Below are 15,088 nucleotides of genomic sequence, written 5' to 3' on the forward strand. Positions count from 1 at the left end.
GATGGCAAAGGCCTATGTTGCTTTGGGAGCTAATCTTGGGCAAGCTCAGCAAGCTTTAAAAGATGTTATTGATCGAATCAATGAAGAAGATGAAGTTGCTGTGATTAAAACGTCTTCGTTTTATAAAACGACACCGATTGACTCGAGCGGCCCCGATTACATTAATGCGGTCATCGAAATTAAAACAGAGTTGACCGCTGAGCAACTATTGCATCGATTGCTTGAAATCGAAAAGGAGTTTGGGCGTGTCCGGCCGGTAGGTATTCATAACGCTCCCCGTACAATGGACTTGGATTTATTGCTTTTTGAGGATGAAGTGAGACAAAGCGAGTTTTTAACGCTTCCGCATCCTCGAATGCATGAGCGGGCTTTTGTTTTAGTTCCTCTTTGTGAAATTTCTCCTGAAGTTGTTATTCCAGGGAAAGGGTTGGCAAAAAACTATCTGAAAAGCGTTGCAGAACAAGGAATTGAACGACTTCTTTAGTTCGGTAAGCTATGCCTTGATCGGCTTTTGCACCATCAAGAAAAATTTTTTAGTAATTTTTCTTGACAAGCCTAAGAAGCTCGGTATAATTCCAATCCTCGCTTGTTCAAGCGCGCGGTTAGCTCAGCGGTAGAGCACTGCCTTCACACGGCAGGGGTCACAGGTTCGAACCCTGTATCGCGCACCAGTAGTAAGTGATGACAATTTGAAATGCCCGGGTGGCGGAATGGTAGACGCAGTGGATTCAAAATCCACCGGTGATGAGCCGTGAGAGTTCGAGTCTCTCCCCGGGCACCAATTAAAAGAATGGCACGTTTTTAACGTGCTTTTTTGTATCCGATCTGAAAATTGAGCATCAGATCGGATTCAAGCAAGAACTATTTCAAAACTGATTATTTCCCACAGTCACAGTGACAATCGCCATGTTGACCGCAATTGTCATGCTGACATTGTCCATGATGGGCATGCTGGTGTTTGCTGCAGGCCGCTTCCAAATTACTTTGAAGATTTCCGGCTAAAAGGGATGTGACGGCTTCGTCAGCTACACCGTCAATACCGGCATAAAGCTTAATGTCGGCTTGTTTCAGCGCTTGCATGGCACCATCACCAATACCGCCGCAAATGACGCAATTCACATTCTCAGCAAGAAGAATGTCGAGCATGGCACCATGTCCGCGTCCGTTAGTCTGTTCAACTTTGGTTGAAGCGACTTGACCATTTTCTACATCGTAAATCTTAAATGCAGCTGCCATACCGAAATGTTGGTAAATATTTTCGTTTTTGATGGGGATCGCAATTTTCATAGTATTGGCTCCTTGGAGAAATTGATTGACTTGATGTTGTTTCCCATGTCTACAACGGCAACGACCAGGGCAAGTGTGTTCAGCTAATCCATTGCAAATTCTGTAGTGACCGCCACCAATCAATAAAGGTCTGCCATTTACGATCGCATCTGCGACTTTGAATCGGGCCTTTTCATAAATTTCGGTAACGGTAGTTCTCGAAATTTGCATTTGCTGAGCACATTGTTCATGTGTTCTTTTTTCGTAATCCACTAAACGAATCACTTCATACTCATCAACAAAGAGAGTAATAGGATCGCTTTTTCCTTCGGAATTAAACGCTCTAAAAACAGGTTCTGAGCATATTCGTCGGCATCGACTGGGTCTTGGCATGGTTTTTCACGTCCGTAATATTCGACATATGTCGGATATAGGATAGAACTATTCCAACAAAAGGTCAAATCAATCTCTGCACAAAATTTGTTGACTCATCAATAAATGACTCTCAAAAAACATGAGTTTTCTTTTGGATCCGTGCTTAGAAATGAGACGAAAATCACTGACTTTGTTTAGCAAGAAAAAGGGAACAGAAAAGAGGCGATACATGAAGTTTCGCCTCTTTTTGAGATAACTTGAAGTTAATTTACGCTTTTTGCCAAGCGAAAACGTGTAAATGAAAGCTGATTGCAATATGTTTGAGAAAGTTCCGTCAAGGCTTTTTGTAAAGTTTTTTCGTCAATTTCTTGAGTCAAAAGAACGAGGTTCTCATTAATCTCCTCAATTTTTTCAACGACAATTTGATGTTTTTCCAGCGTGGGCAAAACATGATTTGTTAAGTCATTCAAGCTGCTGGAGTTAAATCGAATGTAGTTCTTATTTCTTTTTTCATTGTTATCCAGAAAAGTCACAACAGTGGCAGAGTCTGGTTTGACAATGCTTTTATGTCCTTTGGCAATATCTATAACGTCGGCAAGAACCGCACTGGCGGTAGCTTCGCCTCCGGCGCCTGCTCCGTAAAAGAGGGTTTTGCCAACAGCGTCGCCTACTATTTCAACCGCGTTCATGGCATCACTGACTTGAGCCAGAATGCTGTTTTGAGGAATTAAGGTTGGCGCAACCTGATAAGCGAGACGATCATTGATTTTCTCTACAGTAGCCAGTAGTTTAACGACAAAACCGAGCTTTTGAGCGAATTGAATGTCAAGAGAAGAAATCCCTTTTATCCCTTCAACAGCCGTAATATCAAAGTGAAAGGGAACACCGAAGGCCAGGGAAGTCAAAATCGACAATTTATGCCCAGTGTCCAATCCTTCGATATCAAAGGTCGGATCAGCCTCAGCATAACCTAACTGTTGTGCATTTTTTAATGCTTCTGCAAAAGACAGAGGCGTTTTGTGCATTGCGCTCAAAATATAGTTGCAGGTGCCGTTGAGAATTCCGCTAATTTCGGAAATTTGATTACCGGCAAGTCCTTCTCGTAATGCTTTGATAACAGGAATACCGCCGGCAACCGAGGCTTCAAAGAAAACGGAGCGATTTTGTTTTCGAGCTTCTGTAAAGATTTCATCGCCATGAGTAGCTAAAAGAGCCTTATTGGCGGTAATAACATCTTTTCCGTTTTTTAAGGCATTCAAAATAAATGTTTTAGCGGGTTCAATGCCTCCCATTAGTTCAATGACAACAGAAATTGAAGGATCATCAATGATTGAATTTAAATCGTTGCTGGCGATGACGTTTCCCTGTGTTTGCAAGATGACCTTATCAGTTTTTCTGCAAACTACCCGTTTAATTTCAATCTGTTTGCCTGCTCTCGCATGAATTAACGCAGCGTTTCGTTTTAAGACTTGGTAGACAGAGCTGCCTACAGTACCGAATCCTGCCATGCCAACGATTAATTTTTCTGCCATTTGAAATCCTTTCTTTCACAACCTATTCCATTCTAACCTAGGATGAGAATACATTTTGTATCTCGCCTAAATGGAGCCGATTTGTTCTTTTTTGTCGTTATCTTCAATTATTTGTTTCTTTATTCCTCTAAGAAAAATTCCTTATTTTGATTGAGAAAAATTATAAAAAATATTCAAAATCGCTTGATCTGGTTTTTAAATTTGATTAACATCAAAATTAATAACGATCTTAACAAAAGATCTTGTTTCTACAAATCAAACTGGCATCTCTGGCACCATCAGTGATCCGCCCGTTGGACGAATCAAGAAAGGAGCTCCTTTATGAAGCACCATGAATCCAGTATTGAAATTGGCGCCATCAGCAACAAATCCAAACTTATTCCGTTAATTCTCGGTCCGTTGGTGGCATTGCTGTTTTACTTTATTCTTCCTGAGCAATACACAACCTCAGCCGGGGTCTCTGAAACCTTTTCTCATGCGGCGCGTGCTTGTGCAGCTATTGTGTTGTGGATGGCCATTTGGTGGTTTACCGAAGCTGTCCCGATTGCTGTTACCTCCCTTTTACCTATAGTGCTTTTCCCGCTCTTTGGCGTGATGGGATCGTCAGATACGCTCAAAGAGTATGCAAACGGCACCATTTTCTTATTTTTAGGTGGGTTTTTAATTGCAGCGGGCATAGCTCGTTGGCACTTGGACCGTCGTATTGCATTGTTAACGATTCGCATCGTCGGAACCAAGCCTCAGCAGATCATTTTGGGACTTTTGCTCTCAACATCGTTTATTTCCGCCTGGGTGAGTAATACGGCAACGGCAGCCATGATGGTTCCGATTGCTCTGGCCGTGCTGAAAGTCGTTCGTTCAACCCGAGAAGACTTACCGATAGACCGTGCCGAGCACAATTTCGGCGTCTGTGTCTTATTGGCTGTCGCTTATGGAGCCAGTTTAGGCGGTGTTCTAACATTGATTGGCACGCCGCCCAACGGTATTTTTGCGCGCTTTGTTGAACAAACCTATAACGTCCCCGTGAGCTTTATTGATTGGATGCTTATTGCTTTTCCCATTGTTGTTGTGATGATTGTTGCAACTCAGCTGTTAATGACAAAGGTTTTATTCAGGGAATTGGTGAGCGAATTGCCCGGTGGAAAAGATTGGGTTATGCACGAGTATTCCAAATTAGGACCAATGTCTCGTGGTGAAAAAATTGTCTTGACGGTTTTTGTGACGGCGGCTCTACTGTGGTGTTTTGGTCCTGTGATTCGCGGCATTCAGATTGGAGATATGACACCATTTAAAGCATTGTCTGATACGGTTATCGCAATGGGAGCTGGGATTATTTTGTTCATTATCCCTGTTGACTATAAGCGTGGAGTACACGCTTTGGATTGGTCCAGTGCGAGCGATACAGTTGCTTGGGATGTCTTGTTGTTATTTGGCGGTGGTTTGTCTATGGCCGCTGCGATTCAAAAGACAGGCTTGGCGGATATTATCGGAGCGCAAGCAACGTTCTTATCATCGCTACCTGAAGTTGCTGCAATCAGCGGTCTTACAACGCTAACGGTTTTTGCTTCCGAATTTACCTCCAATACAGCGCTTGCTGCAACCATGATGCCTTTGGTTGCGGCCGTTGCCGATTCTATTGGTATGCATCCTGAAGCGCTTTTGGTGGCAACAACGTTCGGCGCATCGCTTGCGTTCATGATGCCTGTCGGTACTCCGCCTAATGCCATTATTTTCGGGACGGGGCGCATTCGTATTGCTGAGATGATTCGCGCAGGCTTTTGGCTTAATGTTTGCGGGATCGTTGTTGTCACGATCATCTGCTCTGTTTTTAGTGTTGGAATGATTCCTTAATTCTATCTACACACTTCTGTTCATTTGGGGCGGTTAAACCGCCCCAAAACGTTTTGATAAGTTTGCAATTATGGATACTATTTATTGATACTATTTTGTTCCTGGAGCACAATAAATAGATATTCTCTTTTTTCTTAGGATCATAAATCATGACCGAAAATTCGAAAAACACAGTTAAGTCCAAACGTGGTCCTTATCGAAGCCAACTTGTTTCCAGAGGCGATGTTTCTCACGCTCGTGCGACTGATGAAGTGCAAGGTATTGTGACCGATGAAACAACGGAAGCCGCCGATCAAAAAGAATTGGAAGCATTGGGGACTATTCTCAAAGGCGAAGCACCCGCAGATCGCATTCGCTTGCTACGTCTTTTGCTTCGTCAAGAACGTCTAAATTACGCGGCAACCAGTTCGCGAGTGGATAATCCCGACGATATTTTGGTTAAAGATTGGCGCACCGGAGTCTATCCATACAAAAATCGTCTTAATCGCAAAACGTACGAAAAGGAAAAGTTTGCCCTTCAAGTGGAATTGTTGAAGTTGCAGGCTTGGGTTAAGGAAACCGGGCAGCGCGTGGTTATTCTTTTTGAAGGCCGAGATGCAGCCGGTAAAGGCGGCACCATTAAGCGCTTCATGGAACACATGAATCCTCGTGGCGCTCGCGTTGTAGCTTTGGAAAAGCCGAATGAACGCGAATTGGGGCAATGGTATTTTCAACGCTACGTTGAACATCTTCCGACACGTGGAGAAATGGTTCTTTTTGACCGTTCTTGGTACAACCGCGCCGGTGTTGAACGAGTGATGGGTTTTTGTAATGAGCAGCAATATGACCGCTTCATGAAAGAGTGTCCTGAATTTGAACGCAATCTTGTTCATAACGGCATCTACATTATTAAGTTCTGGTTCTCAGTGAGCCGTGATGAACAGCGCCGTCGCTTCAAAGAACGGAAAATTCACCCGTTAAAGCGCTGGAAATTGTCTCCGATTGATGTAGCATCATTGTCAAAGTGGGATGATTACACTCGTGCTAAAGAAATGATGTTCTTGAACACCGATACGGTGGAGTGCCCCTGGATTGTCGTAAAGAGTGATGATAAAAAACGCGCACGTCTTAATGCGATGCGTTACGTGTTACACCTCTTGCCCTACACTAACAAAAACGAAAATGCGATCGGTCCCGTGGATCCCCTTATCGTAGGCCGCGCCAATATTGTTTTTGAACAAGGCGAAGAACCGTCCATTACTGCGACCCCTAAGAAGTAATTTAGAACGGTAAAAACATAAAGGACACCAAGCAAACGGAAAGTCGTTTAAGTTGGTGTCCTTTCTTTTTGAGCAGAAAGGAGTTTGACAATGATTGACTTATTTAATATAGTTCGATATCGAATTAAAGGAAAATTATGAAATCGTATTTATCTATTTTTTCCGATGCTGCGAAGCTTCGTGCCAAAGGTAACGCTTATATTCTTGCGTCGCTGGAGAGAGCCGGACTAAAGGGAATTGTTCCTAGCCACGGAGATGTCATGGTTCAACTTTTTACTAAAGGTACATGCAACATGGGGGATTTGGCTCGCAGTGTCAAGCGTAGTAAATCCACCGTAACAGTTTTAGTGGATAAGTTAGAAAAAGCGGGATATGTTCGAAAAGAGTGTGATCCTAAGGATAGTCGCGGAATTTTAGTTTCTCTGACGGAAAAAGGCCTTGAGTTAGAACCTATTTTCGAGGAAATTTCTGAGGGGCTCAACCAACTCATAACAGAGAATCTGACTGAAGAAGAAATCAAGACGTTGGAAAGATTACTTAAAAAATGTGTTGATTGACGGATTGATCAACTGATACTAACTTTTGTTTTTATTAAAAGTTCGATATCGAACTAAAGGAGAAGAAAATGAAGAATGCAAAATTACAACATGTGAATATGACGGCTAGCCGTACAGAACTTCACGAACTCTTATCGTTGACTGGAACCGAAGTCTCGATAAATAATCTGCCCGCTGGGGTAAGCATCCCTTTTGTGCATGCCCACAAAAATAATGAGGAGCTTTATATTGTTTTGTCAGGAAAGGGATCCTTTTTCGTCGACGGTGAAGAATTCCTTATTTCTGAAGGAGACTGTTTGCGAGTAGATCCCAAAGGTGAGCGTTGTTTAAAGGCTGCAGACGACAGCGCTTTGCGTTACCTTTGTATCCAAAGCAGGGCGGGCAGCTTGCAAGGCTATACGATGTCGGATGGGATCATTTCAGAAGAATTTAAAAAGCCGTCTTGGTTGAAGTAGTTTGGATTGATAGAGAGCTAACGCCGCAAATTTCTGACTTTGTCAGGGGATAAGGCGATCAGTATGAATATCGGCTAGGATACCGATCATGAAATCGAATACTCCTACATTTGTCATCGAGTTGCCGCTGTGTGTGAACGATCAGCAAAATCGTTTTCTCACTCAGGCATTCGAGCTTGGGCGGACGTTGTATAACGCCACGCTCGGCTCCGCTTTAGGCAGACTCCAACGAATGCGGGAGAGTCTGCCGTGGCGCCAAACGCGTTCAATGCCCCAAGGCAAAGAACGCAGCAAACGCTTTTCCGATCTGCAAAAAGCCTATGGTTTAACCGAAAACGGTCTAAGAACAATAGCAAATAACCACCGCAAGGCCAGCGGTCGCAACGACATCGGGGCTCACGAAGCCCAGTGTGTCGGACGAACTGTTTGGCGCGCGTTGGAGCGCTACATGTTCTTAGGTGCCGGTAAACCACGCTTTAAGTCCTATCGTCAAGGACTCAATTCCATTGAAGGAACGGATAATCGCGAAATCATGTTCAAGCCTGACCGCCAATCAATTGTTTGGCGCAAACAGGTCATGAAACTAATGATTCCAGATACCTCCTACTTCAAGGAAGCCTTGGCCGATCCTATCGAGCCGACTCAAACCAAACGCATTAAGTATTGCCGTATTGCCCGTCGGACACTCAACGGTAAGAAGCGTTGGTTCGCGCAAATCTGTCTGGAAGGGATGCCCCCGGTTAGAAAGATCTACGCGCCGAAGTCGGAAGTGATGGGAATAGATCCAGGACCAAGCGGCTTGGCTTATTTCCATCCGCAGAAAGCGGGACTTGTTCGGGTAGCGCCGAATGTGGATATGCAGGAAAAAGCGATCCGCCGATTGCAGTGCAAAATCGACCGATCCAGACGGGCGAACAATCCTGATCATTTCAATGCGGACGGGACGGCGAAGCCGTCTCCGACGTCTTGGAAGATCAGTCGTCGGATGGAAAAACTCCAAGTAAAGTTGGCTGAACACCATCGGTGTTTGGCGGCCACGCGCAAGCGTGATCACGGGGAGCTGGCGAATTTTCTGCTGCAACGAGCAGGCACGATCAAGATCGAAAAGAACAGTTACCGTTCGTATCAACGAAACTTTGGGAAATCAACGACAAGGACAGGCATGGGAACGTTTGTCAGTCACTTGAAGCGTTCGGCTGAAAGAGCTAACAGTCAAGTGATTGAATTAAACGCCTATGAGCTGAAATTGTCGCAATACGATCCTGCCACGGACACGTACCGAAAGAAGGCGTTGAAAGAGCGGTGGCATCGCTGGGGCGAGACAGACATTCTGGTTCAAAGGGATGTGATGTCAGCGTTCTTAGCGTGCCATGTGACGGAAAAAGGGCATGACCGAACCCGCTTGTTAAACGAGTGGGCGACTGCGGAAGCGCTGTTGAGCGATAGCGGTCTATGCCGACATGAACTTCGTAACGATCAAGGAACGTCGAAAGAGGTTCCGAGACTCACGAGTCCGGAGGTTGAAAAGCCGAAGGAGCGGGTAAGGAGTTTATCGCGAACACTTTGTGCAAAAAGTGACGTCAAGCCGAGCGCTGCGTGAGCATCTCCGCCTGAAAAGCTTTTTGTTGGTCAAAGTGAATCCTTCGTATTCATACGAGGGAGCTTCAAGTTTCGATGAATGTACACGCTGTTGAAGTAGATCATCGAAGCGAAAAACGCCTGATTGCCGGGTTTCACGCTCTGTATTCACTGGGAAGCATGGTTGGCGCTTTAGCGATGGCAACTCTTCTCAATGTCGGGATTGAATTACTTTATGCCGCAGGCGTTTGGCTGCTGATTTGTATCATTATTTGGGGATTCTCGGTCAATTCCCTTCTACCTGACGCAGGCAAAGCTCAAGGTGTATCCCAATCTTTTGTTTGGCCAAGAGGTTTCGTGCTTTGGTTGGGATTGATTTGTTTTTTTGCTTTTTATGGTAGAAGGGGCGGTGCTTGACTGGGGTGGTGTTTTCTTGGTCGAAGAAAAGTCGGCTGTGATTGAAAACGCTGGTTTTGCCTTTGCAGCTTTCTCTACGGCCATGACCCTCATGCGTCTCATTAGCGACAAATTAATTGCGTATGCAGGTCCCAGAAATTGTGTGCGATATGGTTGTCTGATTGGCGCTCTCATGTTAACGGGATGTGTCCTATTGCCTCACATTTGGCTTGTTGTCATACTCTTTTTTGCGTTGGGACTAGGATTAGCCAACGTCATTCCGATTGCCTTTGCCAGTACAGCGGATCAAAACGAAATGCTAATGAGTTTGGCGCTTGCTGCTGTGACAACTTTAGGTTATGCAGGACTTTTGACAGGCCCGGCACTTATTGGATTCATCGCAAAAGTCACCAGTCTTTCTACTGCCTTATTAATGCTTGCGGCCTTTTTGGTAATTGTGTCTTTTTCGAGTAATATTTTTCGACAAAAAGTAGATTTTTGGAGATGGCAATGAAATTAACAAAAGGCAAATGCTTATTGGTCCTTGCCGCCGCATTGGTAGGTTTAACCGGTTGCGGCGAAGAGGATGTCGGCGATGTTTCGTTGGGTATTTTTACGTTTAAAGACATCAAAATTAATCGCTTTACCGATCCTGTGGTGACAGGAGTGACCTGTCATGTGGCTAGCATAGAGGCAAATTTGTCATTGAGCGATCCGTCCAACAATTCCATTGAATGCCACCGAACGGGCCCTATCACACGCCAGATGATTGAGGCTATTGATAAAAGTAAATCGGGAGAAGTAATCTTTAAGCGCTCAAAGAGCGTGTTGCTGAAAAATATGAAGATTCGCCGTATCTATGATGCAGAATCTCAGACGCTTCTATATGTTGCTTACTCCACCAAAGAAACAAGCGGTAGTTTCCATCATTCACTCTCTGCGATTCCGCTTTTTGGGACAGAGGGCTACATAAAGCCGCTTCCAAAAGTGCAATAAAGTCCCACTTACATGGAAAAATAACCCTCATTATTTTGAGTTTTATTGGTTTTAACTAAAAATCAATGAGGGTTTTCCCACTTTTTGCGGAATTTTGATTTATGAAAGTTATCCACAGAAATTGTGAATAACTTTCATATTTTTGTAAGAAAACTCAAGTGGAACAGAGAGTTAACTCGTTGCTTAAAAAAGTGGCAATTGTGGGAAATTTCCCGTGTCTAACGAATTTGTCCCTGATAACGACCGGTGTTGTCATAAAAGCGACCGTTGGTGTCTTCTCGACCTAAATATCTGCCGGAGTGGTCATAGTGGCGACCGTCGGCATCGATTCGTCCCTGGTAGCGTCCGGAGCTGTCGTAAATTCGTCCGGAAGAATCCATACGTCCCTGATAGCGACCGCTGCTGTCATAGCGGCGGCCATTAGCATCCACTTTTCCTTGATATCGACCGCTATGATCATAAAGGCGACCGTTGTCGATACGTCCTTCGTAACGGCCGCTATCGTCATAATAACGACCGTTATGATGGTTGTAGCCATAATGGTGGGCAAAGGCGACACTTGTCAGAAATGAACTGATAAAAACAAAGGCAAATAGAAAAATCTTTCGCATATGGTCCTCTTGGCTGTTTTGACCAGGTTACTCCGATGCAGCTGTTTTTGCATGACGAAAAAAGCCGAAAAACATTTCAGTCTTTCGGCTTAATAAAAGAGGAAAAAGAAATTTAAATACTGGCCACTTTTTCAAAGGCCACCTTAGCTGCTTTAACGGTTTCGTCAATCACCTCATCACTATGGGTGATGGAAACAAAACCTGCTTCAAAAACAGAAGGTGCGAAATAAACCCCTTGATCCAACATGCTATGGAAGAACACATTGAAGCGTTTGGTGTCAGACTTCATTACGTCTGCAAAACCTTCGGGACACTTATCCAAGAAATAAAGTCCGAACATACCACCGACACTTCGAGCCGAGAAGGTTACGCCGACTTGGTTGGCAGCAGCTTTCAAACCTTCAATTAAACGAGATGTCTGAGCAGAGAGCCGATCGTAGAAACCCGGCTGTTGAATAAGTTTCAAAGTGGCTAGGCCGCACGCAACTGCAACAGGGTTCCCGGAGAGTGTGCCAGCCTGATAGACGGGACCGCAGGGGGCAATCTTTTCCATGACATCGCGTCTGCCGCCAAAGGCTGCCACGGGCATGCCGCCGCCAATGACTTTACCAAACATTGTGATATCAGGAGTCACGTTGTAGAGACTTTGAGCTCCGCCCAATGCGACTCTAAAGCCAGTCATGACCTCATCGACAATCAAGAGCGCACCGTATTGAGTACAAAGCTTGCGCATGGTTTGAATGAATTCCGGTTTGCCCGGAACCATATTCATATTGCCGGCTACCGCCTCCACGATTACACAGGCGATGTCGTCTCCGTAACGCTTAAAAGCATCTTCAAGCTGAGAGGGATTGTTGTATTCGAGAACAAGCGTGTGTTCCGTTACACCGGTGGGAACGCCCGCAGAACTCGGGTTGCCGAACGTGAGCATACCGGAGCCGGCTTTTACCAAAAGGCTATCGCTGTGGCCGTGGTAGCAACCCTCAAATTTAATAATCTTATTGCGTCCCGTAAAGCCGCGTGCAAGGCGAATGGCGCTCATGCCCGCTTCAGTGCCAGAACTTACTAAACGCACTTCCTCAATAGAGGGAATTAATTTTTTAATTTCTTCGGCAATTAAAATTTCTCGTTGGGTAGCGCAGCCGAATGTCAGGCCCATATCGACGGCTTCGTGTACGGCTTTAATGACTTCGGGGTTGTTGTGTCCCAAAATCATGGGGCCCCATGATCCGATGTAATCAATGTAGCGTTTGCCGTCCTCGTCCCACATGTAGGGACCCTGGGCTTTTTTCATAAATCGGGGAGAACCGCCGACTGAGCCAAAGGCTCTGACGGGAGAATTCACGCCGCCCGGAATGCTTTGACGGGCGCGTTCAAATAATGAATCATTCGTATCCATTTTTAATCCTTAAAAGGCGTAACCCACACCTAAGTTAAAGCTCGTGTTGGCAGGCTTGAAACGTCCGTCAAGGGCTTCGTTTTCATTAATTTCCACATTGTGGAAGTGCGGGAAGTTAACGGTCATGTCACCCATTACACGCAGATGATCCGTAACCGCCCAGGTAAAGCCCGTTTGAACAACAGGATTGATGCTGTGTTCTTTGTAGTCACCGCCGTCTTTTGCTTTCAATTCAGAATAAGCAGCACCGGCGCCGACATGCATGCGCATGGCATCCAACACTTCAAAGTGGTACTGAAGCATTAAGTTGGTATTGGTCAGGCGGTATTTATTAACCGTTTTACCCGGAGCATTTAAATCATGTTCGCTTCTTTGATAGCTTAAATCCCAAGCCCAGTGGCGATCCATGAAATGGCGAATACCAAACTTATAGCCGGAGTCGGAGTCTAATGTGAATCCGCCCGGCACGTCGCCGCCTCCGTCAGAGAGGTCCGTTTTTACCCAAGAGCCCTGTGCGTAAAGTTCGGTTGTGTTAGACCACGCTGATGCAACACTATCGGGCCACGGGGAGAAGCGTCGAGACTGATCGTCAAATTCAATCTTGGAGAAGAAGAAAAAGACGTTAGAAACCGGAATGTACGTGGCGTACACATTAAACCAATCAGTGCCGGCACTGACAAGAGGAAGCGGAACTGGAATCGGCAACCAGTTGTAGTCTTGACGGAAGGTTAGACCGGCAGTGTAACCCGCTCCCAAATGAAAGCCGGAATTGGCAATGGGAAAACGGGCGACCCAAGCGTAGCCCATAATGGGTTCAAACTCATAATGGGAATCGCGGAAAAGCATCATATACATTAAGCGTTCATTACCGTGTTCATCGATGATGCCTCGGGAAATACCAGCCCCAAACGGATAGGCGTTTTCTTCATCACGGTTGTCGTAGTCCCAGCGGGGATGATTGGTATAGGCCGGAACTAAAAGACCAGTACGACCGTGTTCGATAATGTCATGCATACCATTTAACTGATTGCCGACAAAGCCTGCGTCCGGATAGGGGGAGACAGCACCGGGAAGGGTTTCGACGAAACTGTCGAGAAAGCCGGCATGAGCGGCAACAGCGGCCAGGGAGAGTGAAGTGGCCAATGCAATTTTTTTCAATGAGGGCACTGTGTGCTCCTTTGTATTTTGTTTGTTAAGTTTTGGAAAATGTTCAATTATTTCATGTTTTTCCCTCTTTCTCCACCTCTTTGATAAGTGACTCTTTCAAATGACTGCTGAGAGTATCACAGGGGGCAAACGGAGGCAGGTTTTAGTTCAGGGATTTTCCTGTGGGCAGAAAGTGTAAACAGTAGGATACTTAGCAGTGATGAGAAAACGTCATTAAGAACGCTCATCTCATAGGATTTTTAACCTCGAAAGGAATTTTCTATGTCTTTACTTGAATGGTTGGCTATAGCTGTTACGATTGTGACGGTTTACGCTTTGATCAAGCGCTATGAAACGCGTTTGGTGCTTTTTACCGCTGGTTTTGTGCTTTGCTTGGTGTCTTTGGATCCAATCAGTGCCTTGAATTCGTTTGCCAAGTCCATGACCAACAATTCGTTGGTGATGAATATCTGCTCATCGATGGGTTTTGCTTTTATTGCCAGTTACACCCAATGTGACCGCAGTCTTGTTCACTATTTAGCATCGCCCATCCGCGGTTTGGGTGTTCTCCTGATCCCGATCTGCACGATCGTGACCTTCTTCATTAACATTGCTCTTCCGTCTGCTGCCGGTTGTGCTGCTGCTGTTGGTTCTACTTTGATTCCGGTGATGTTGCGAGCCGGTATTAAACCTGCCGCTGCCGCAGCCGCTGTGATGGGCGGTACGATTGGCTCTTTCCTTTCTCCTGGCACATCCCACAATGCGTTCGTAGCAGCTATGGCCAACATCGAAGTCATGGAATTCATTGGCTTCCATGCTGTATGGTCTATTATTTCCGCATCGATCGTTGTTGTCGGTATCCTTCTGGTTTGCCTGGTTTTGGGAGACCATAAGGGTAGCAAGACTGAGACAGCTCAAGCTGTTGCTCAAACGGATGATGACGGCTTTAAGCCCAGTGTTCTAAAGGCAATCATGACGCTCATCCCGATCACGATCCTCGTTGTTGGTAACGTTTGGGTTCCCGCTATCAAGATGGGTGTGGCTCAAGCCATGGTCTTGGGTGCCGTCATTACTTTGTTGGTCGCTTATGCTATGGACCGTACCAATCCTCAAGAATTCTCCAAGAAATTCTTCAACGGTATGGGTCAAGGATACGCTGATGTGATGGGTATCATCATCGCCGCTGGTGTGTTCGCTGCCGGTTTGCGTGCTACCGGTTTGATTGATACGTTCGTTGACGTATTGAAGCATTCAAATGACATCGCCCGTTGGGGCGGTTCCCTTGGTCCGTGGATCATGGGTACGATTACTGGTTCCGGTGACGCTGCCACGATGGCCTTCAACGAAGCTGTGACGCCGCATGCTCCTGAATTTGGCATGGAAGTTAAAGCTCTAGGTGCCCTAGCCTTCTTAACGGGTGCTTTGGGTCGTACGATGAGTCCGATCGCTGGTGCTATGGTTGTTGTCGCCGGTATCGCTATGGCTAATCCGATGGACGTCGTCAAACGCACCGCACCGGGTTGCACGATTGCTGTTTTCGTATTGGCTTTGTTTATGGTCTAGTCAGAACGGCTAAAGTTAGCAAAGTTTGAGAAAGGGGTTACAGAAGTCCCGTTATCAGAAGGGACGCTGTAATCCCTTTTTATTTAAACAAAAAAATTTCTAAC

The 15,088-nt window shown here is 45.6% G+C and carries 15 protein-coding genes and 2 tRNA genes; 12 read left to right on the forward strand and 5 right to left on the reverse strand.

Annotated features, from left to right (window positions below; all coding sequences use genetic code 11):
• Position 1: 1 nt before the first annotated feature.
• From folK to M3080_RS05390, 3 genes are all read left to right on the forward strand, one after another.
• Positions 2 to 484, forward strand: coding sequence for a 2-amino-4-hydroxy-6-hydroxymethyldihydropteridine diphosphokinase (folK, locus tag M3080_RS05380; protein ID WP_022473203.1), 483 nt, complete (start codon positions 2 to 4; stop codon positions 482 to 484).
• Between the two features lie 112 nt (positions 485 to 596).
• Positions 597 to 671, forward strand: a tRNA-Val gene (locus M3080_RS05385).
• 25 nt (positions 672 to 696) lie between these two features.
• Positions 697 to 781 (forward strand) — tRNA-Leu (locus M3080_RS05390).
• Positions 782 to 876: 95 nt separating this feature from the next.
• Here M3080_RS05390 and M3080_RS05395 read toward each other — a convergent pair.
• Positions 877 to 1,659 carry a DUF134 domain-containing protein gene (locus M3080_RS05395; protein ID WP_249092211.1) on the reverse strand — a complete coding sequence of 261 codons (783 nt, stop codon included), beginning with the start codon at positions 1,657 to 1,659 and terminating at the stop codon, positions 877 to 879.
• 245 nt (positions 1,660 to 1,904) lie between these two features.
• Positions 1,905 to 3,173, reverse strand: coding sequence for a homoserine dehydrogenase (locus M3080_RS05400; protein ID WP_249092212.1), 1,269 nt, complete (start codon positions 3,171 to 3,173; stop codon positions 1,905 to 1,907).
• A gap of 321 nt (positions 3,174 to 3,494) precedes the next feature.
• Here M3080_RS05400 and M3080_RS05405 point away from each other — a divergent pair, with 321 nt between their 5' ends.
• The 8 genes from M3080_RS05405 to M3080_RS05440 all read left to right on the forward strand — a co-directional run bounded on the left by M3080_RS05405 (position 3,495) and on the right by M3080_RS05440 (position 10,265).
• A complete protein-coding gene (locus tag M3080_RS05405; protein WP_249092213.1) occupies positions 3,495 to 5,024 on the forward strand; it encodes an SLC13 family permease in 1,530 nt (509 codons plus the stop codon).
• A gap of 149 nt (positions 5,025 to 5,173) precedes the next feature.
• Positions 5,174 to 6,283, forward strand: coding sequence for a polyphosphate kinase 2 (gene ppk2 / locus M3080_RS05410; RefSeq protein WP_249092214.1), 1,110 nt, complete (start codon positions 5,174 to 5,176; stop codon positions 6,281 to 6,283).
• A 137-nt stretch (positions 6,284 to 6,420) separates the two neighbouring features.
• Positions 6,421 to 6,840: a MarR family winged helix-turn-helix transcriptional regulator gene (locus tag M3080_RS05415; protein WP_249092215.1), complete on the forward strand. Its 420-nt coding sequence runs from the start codon at positions 6,421 to 6,423 to the stop codon at positions 6,838 to 6,840.
• 68 nt (positions 6,841 to 6,908) lie between these two features.
• Positions 6,909 to 7,295 carry a cupin domain-containing protein gene (locus M3080_RS05420; RefSeq protein ID WP_249092216.1) on the forward strand — a complete coding sequence of 129 codons (387 nt, stop codon included), beginning with the start codon at positions 6,909 to 6,911 and terminating at the stop codon, positions 7,293 to 7,295.
• An 88-nt stretch (positions 7,296 to 7,383) separates the two neighbouring features.
• The gene (locus M3080_RS05425; RefSeq protein WP_249092217.1) at positions 7,384 to 8,895 is read left to right on the forward strand and encodes a hypothetical protein; all 1,512 of its coding nucleotides are present in this window, start codon (positions 7,384 to 7,386) and stop codon (positions 8,893 to 8,895) included.
• 74 nt (positions 8,896 to 8,969) lie between these two features.
• Positions 8,970 to 9,290 carry an MFS transporter gene (locus M3080_RS05430; RefSeq protein WP_249092218.1) on the forward strand — a complete coding sequence of 107 codons (321 nt, stop codon included), beginning with the start codon at positions 8,970 to 8,972 and terminating at the stop codon, positions 9,288 to 9,290.
• The gene (locus M3080_RS05435; protein WP_249092219.1) at positions 9,268 to 9,783 is read left to right on the forward strand and encodes an MFS transporter; all 516 of its coding nucleotides are present in this window, start codon (positions 9,268 to 9,270) and stop codon (positions 9,781 to 9,783) included. Before M3080_RS05430 ends, M3080_RS05435 begins: the two co-directional genes overlap by 23 nt.
• Positions 9,780 to 10,265, forward strand: a complete 486-nt coding sequence (locus tag M3080_RS05440; protein ID WP_022473212.1) for a CreA family protein — start codon at positions 9,780 to 9,782, stop codon at positions 10,263 to 10,265. The genes M3080_RS05435 and M3080_RS05440 overlap by 4 nt, the downstream gene beginning before the upstream one ends.
• A gap of 218 nt (positions 10,266 to 10,483) precedes the next feature.
• Here M3080_RS05440 and M3080_RS05445 read toward each other — a convergent pair whose 3' ends face one another.
• The 3 genes from M3080_RS05445 to M3080_RS05455 all read right to left on the reverse strand — a co-directional run bounded on the left by M3080_RS05445 (position 10,484) and on the right by M3080_RS05455 (position 13,442).
• On the reverse strand, positions 10,484 to 10,876 hold the full coding sequence (locus tag M3080_RS05445; RefSeq protein WP_249092220.1) for a transcriptional initiation protein Tat: 393 nt from the start codon (positions 10,874 to 10,876) through the stop codon (positions 10,484 to 10,486).
• 112 nt (positions 10,877 to 10,988) lie between these two features.
• Complete coding sequence (gene hemL / locus M3080_RS05450; protein WP_249092221.1) at positions 10,989 to 12,275, reverse strand: glutamate-1-semialdehyde 2,1-aminomutase; 1,287 nt, start codon at positions 12,273 to 12,275, stop codon at positions 10,989 to 10,991.
• Between the two features lie 9 nt (positions 12,276 to 12,284).
• The gene (locus M3080_RS05455) at positions 12,285 to 13,442 is read right to left on the reverse strand and encodes an outer membrane beta-barrel protein (protein ID WP_022473215.1); all 1,158 of its coding nucleotides are present in this window, start codon (positions 13,440 to 13,442) and stop codon (positions 12,285 to 12,287) included.
• A gap of 261 nt (positions 13,443 to 13,703) precedes the next feature.
• Between M3080_RS05455 and dcuC the strand changes: the two genes are divergently transcribed.
• Positions 13,704 to 14,984, forward strand: coding sequence for a C4-dicarboxylate transporter DcuC (dcuC, locus tag M3080_RS05460; protein ID WP_249092222.1), 1,281 nt, complete (start codon positions 13,704 to 13,706; stop codon positions 14,982 to 14,984).
• Positions 14,985 to 15,088: the final 104 nt, after the last annotated feature.

It is taken from the genome of Parasutterella secunda, assembly GCF_023336895.1.
GTDB classification, from domain to species: Bacteria; Pseudomonadota; Gammaproteobacteria; order Burkholderiales; family Burkholderiaceae_F; genus Aphodousia; species Aphodousia faecalis.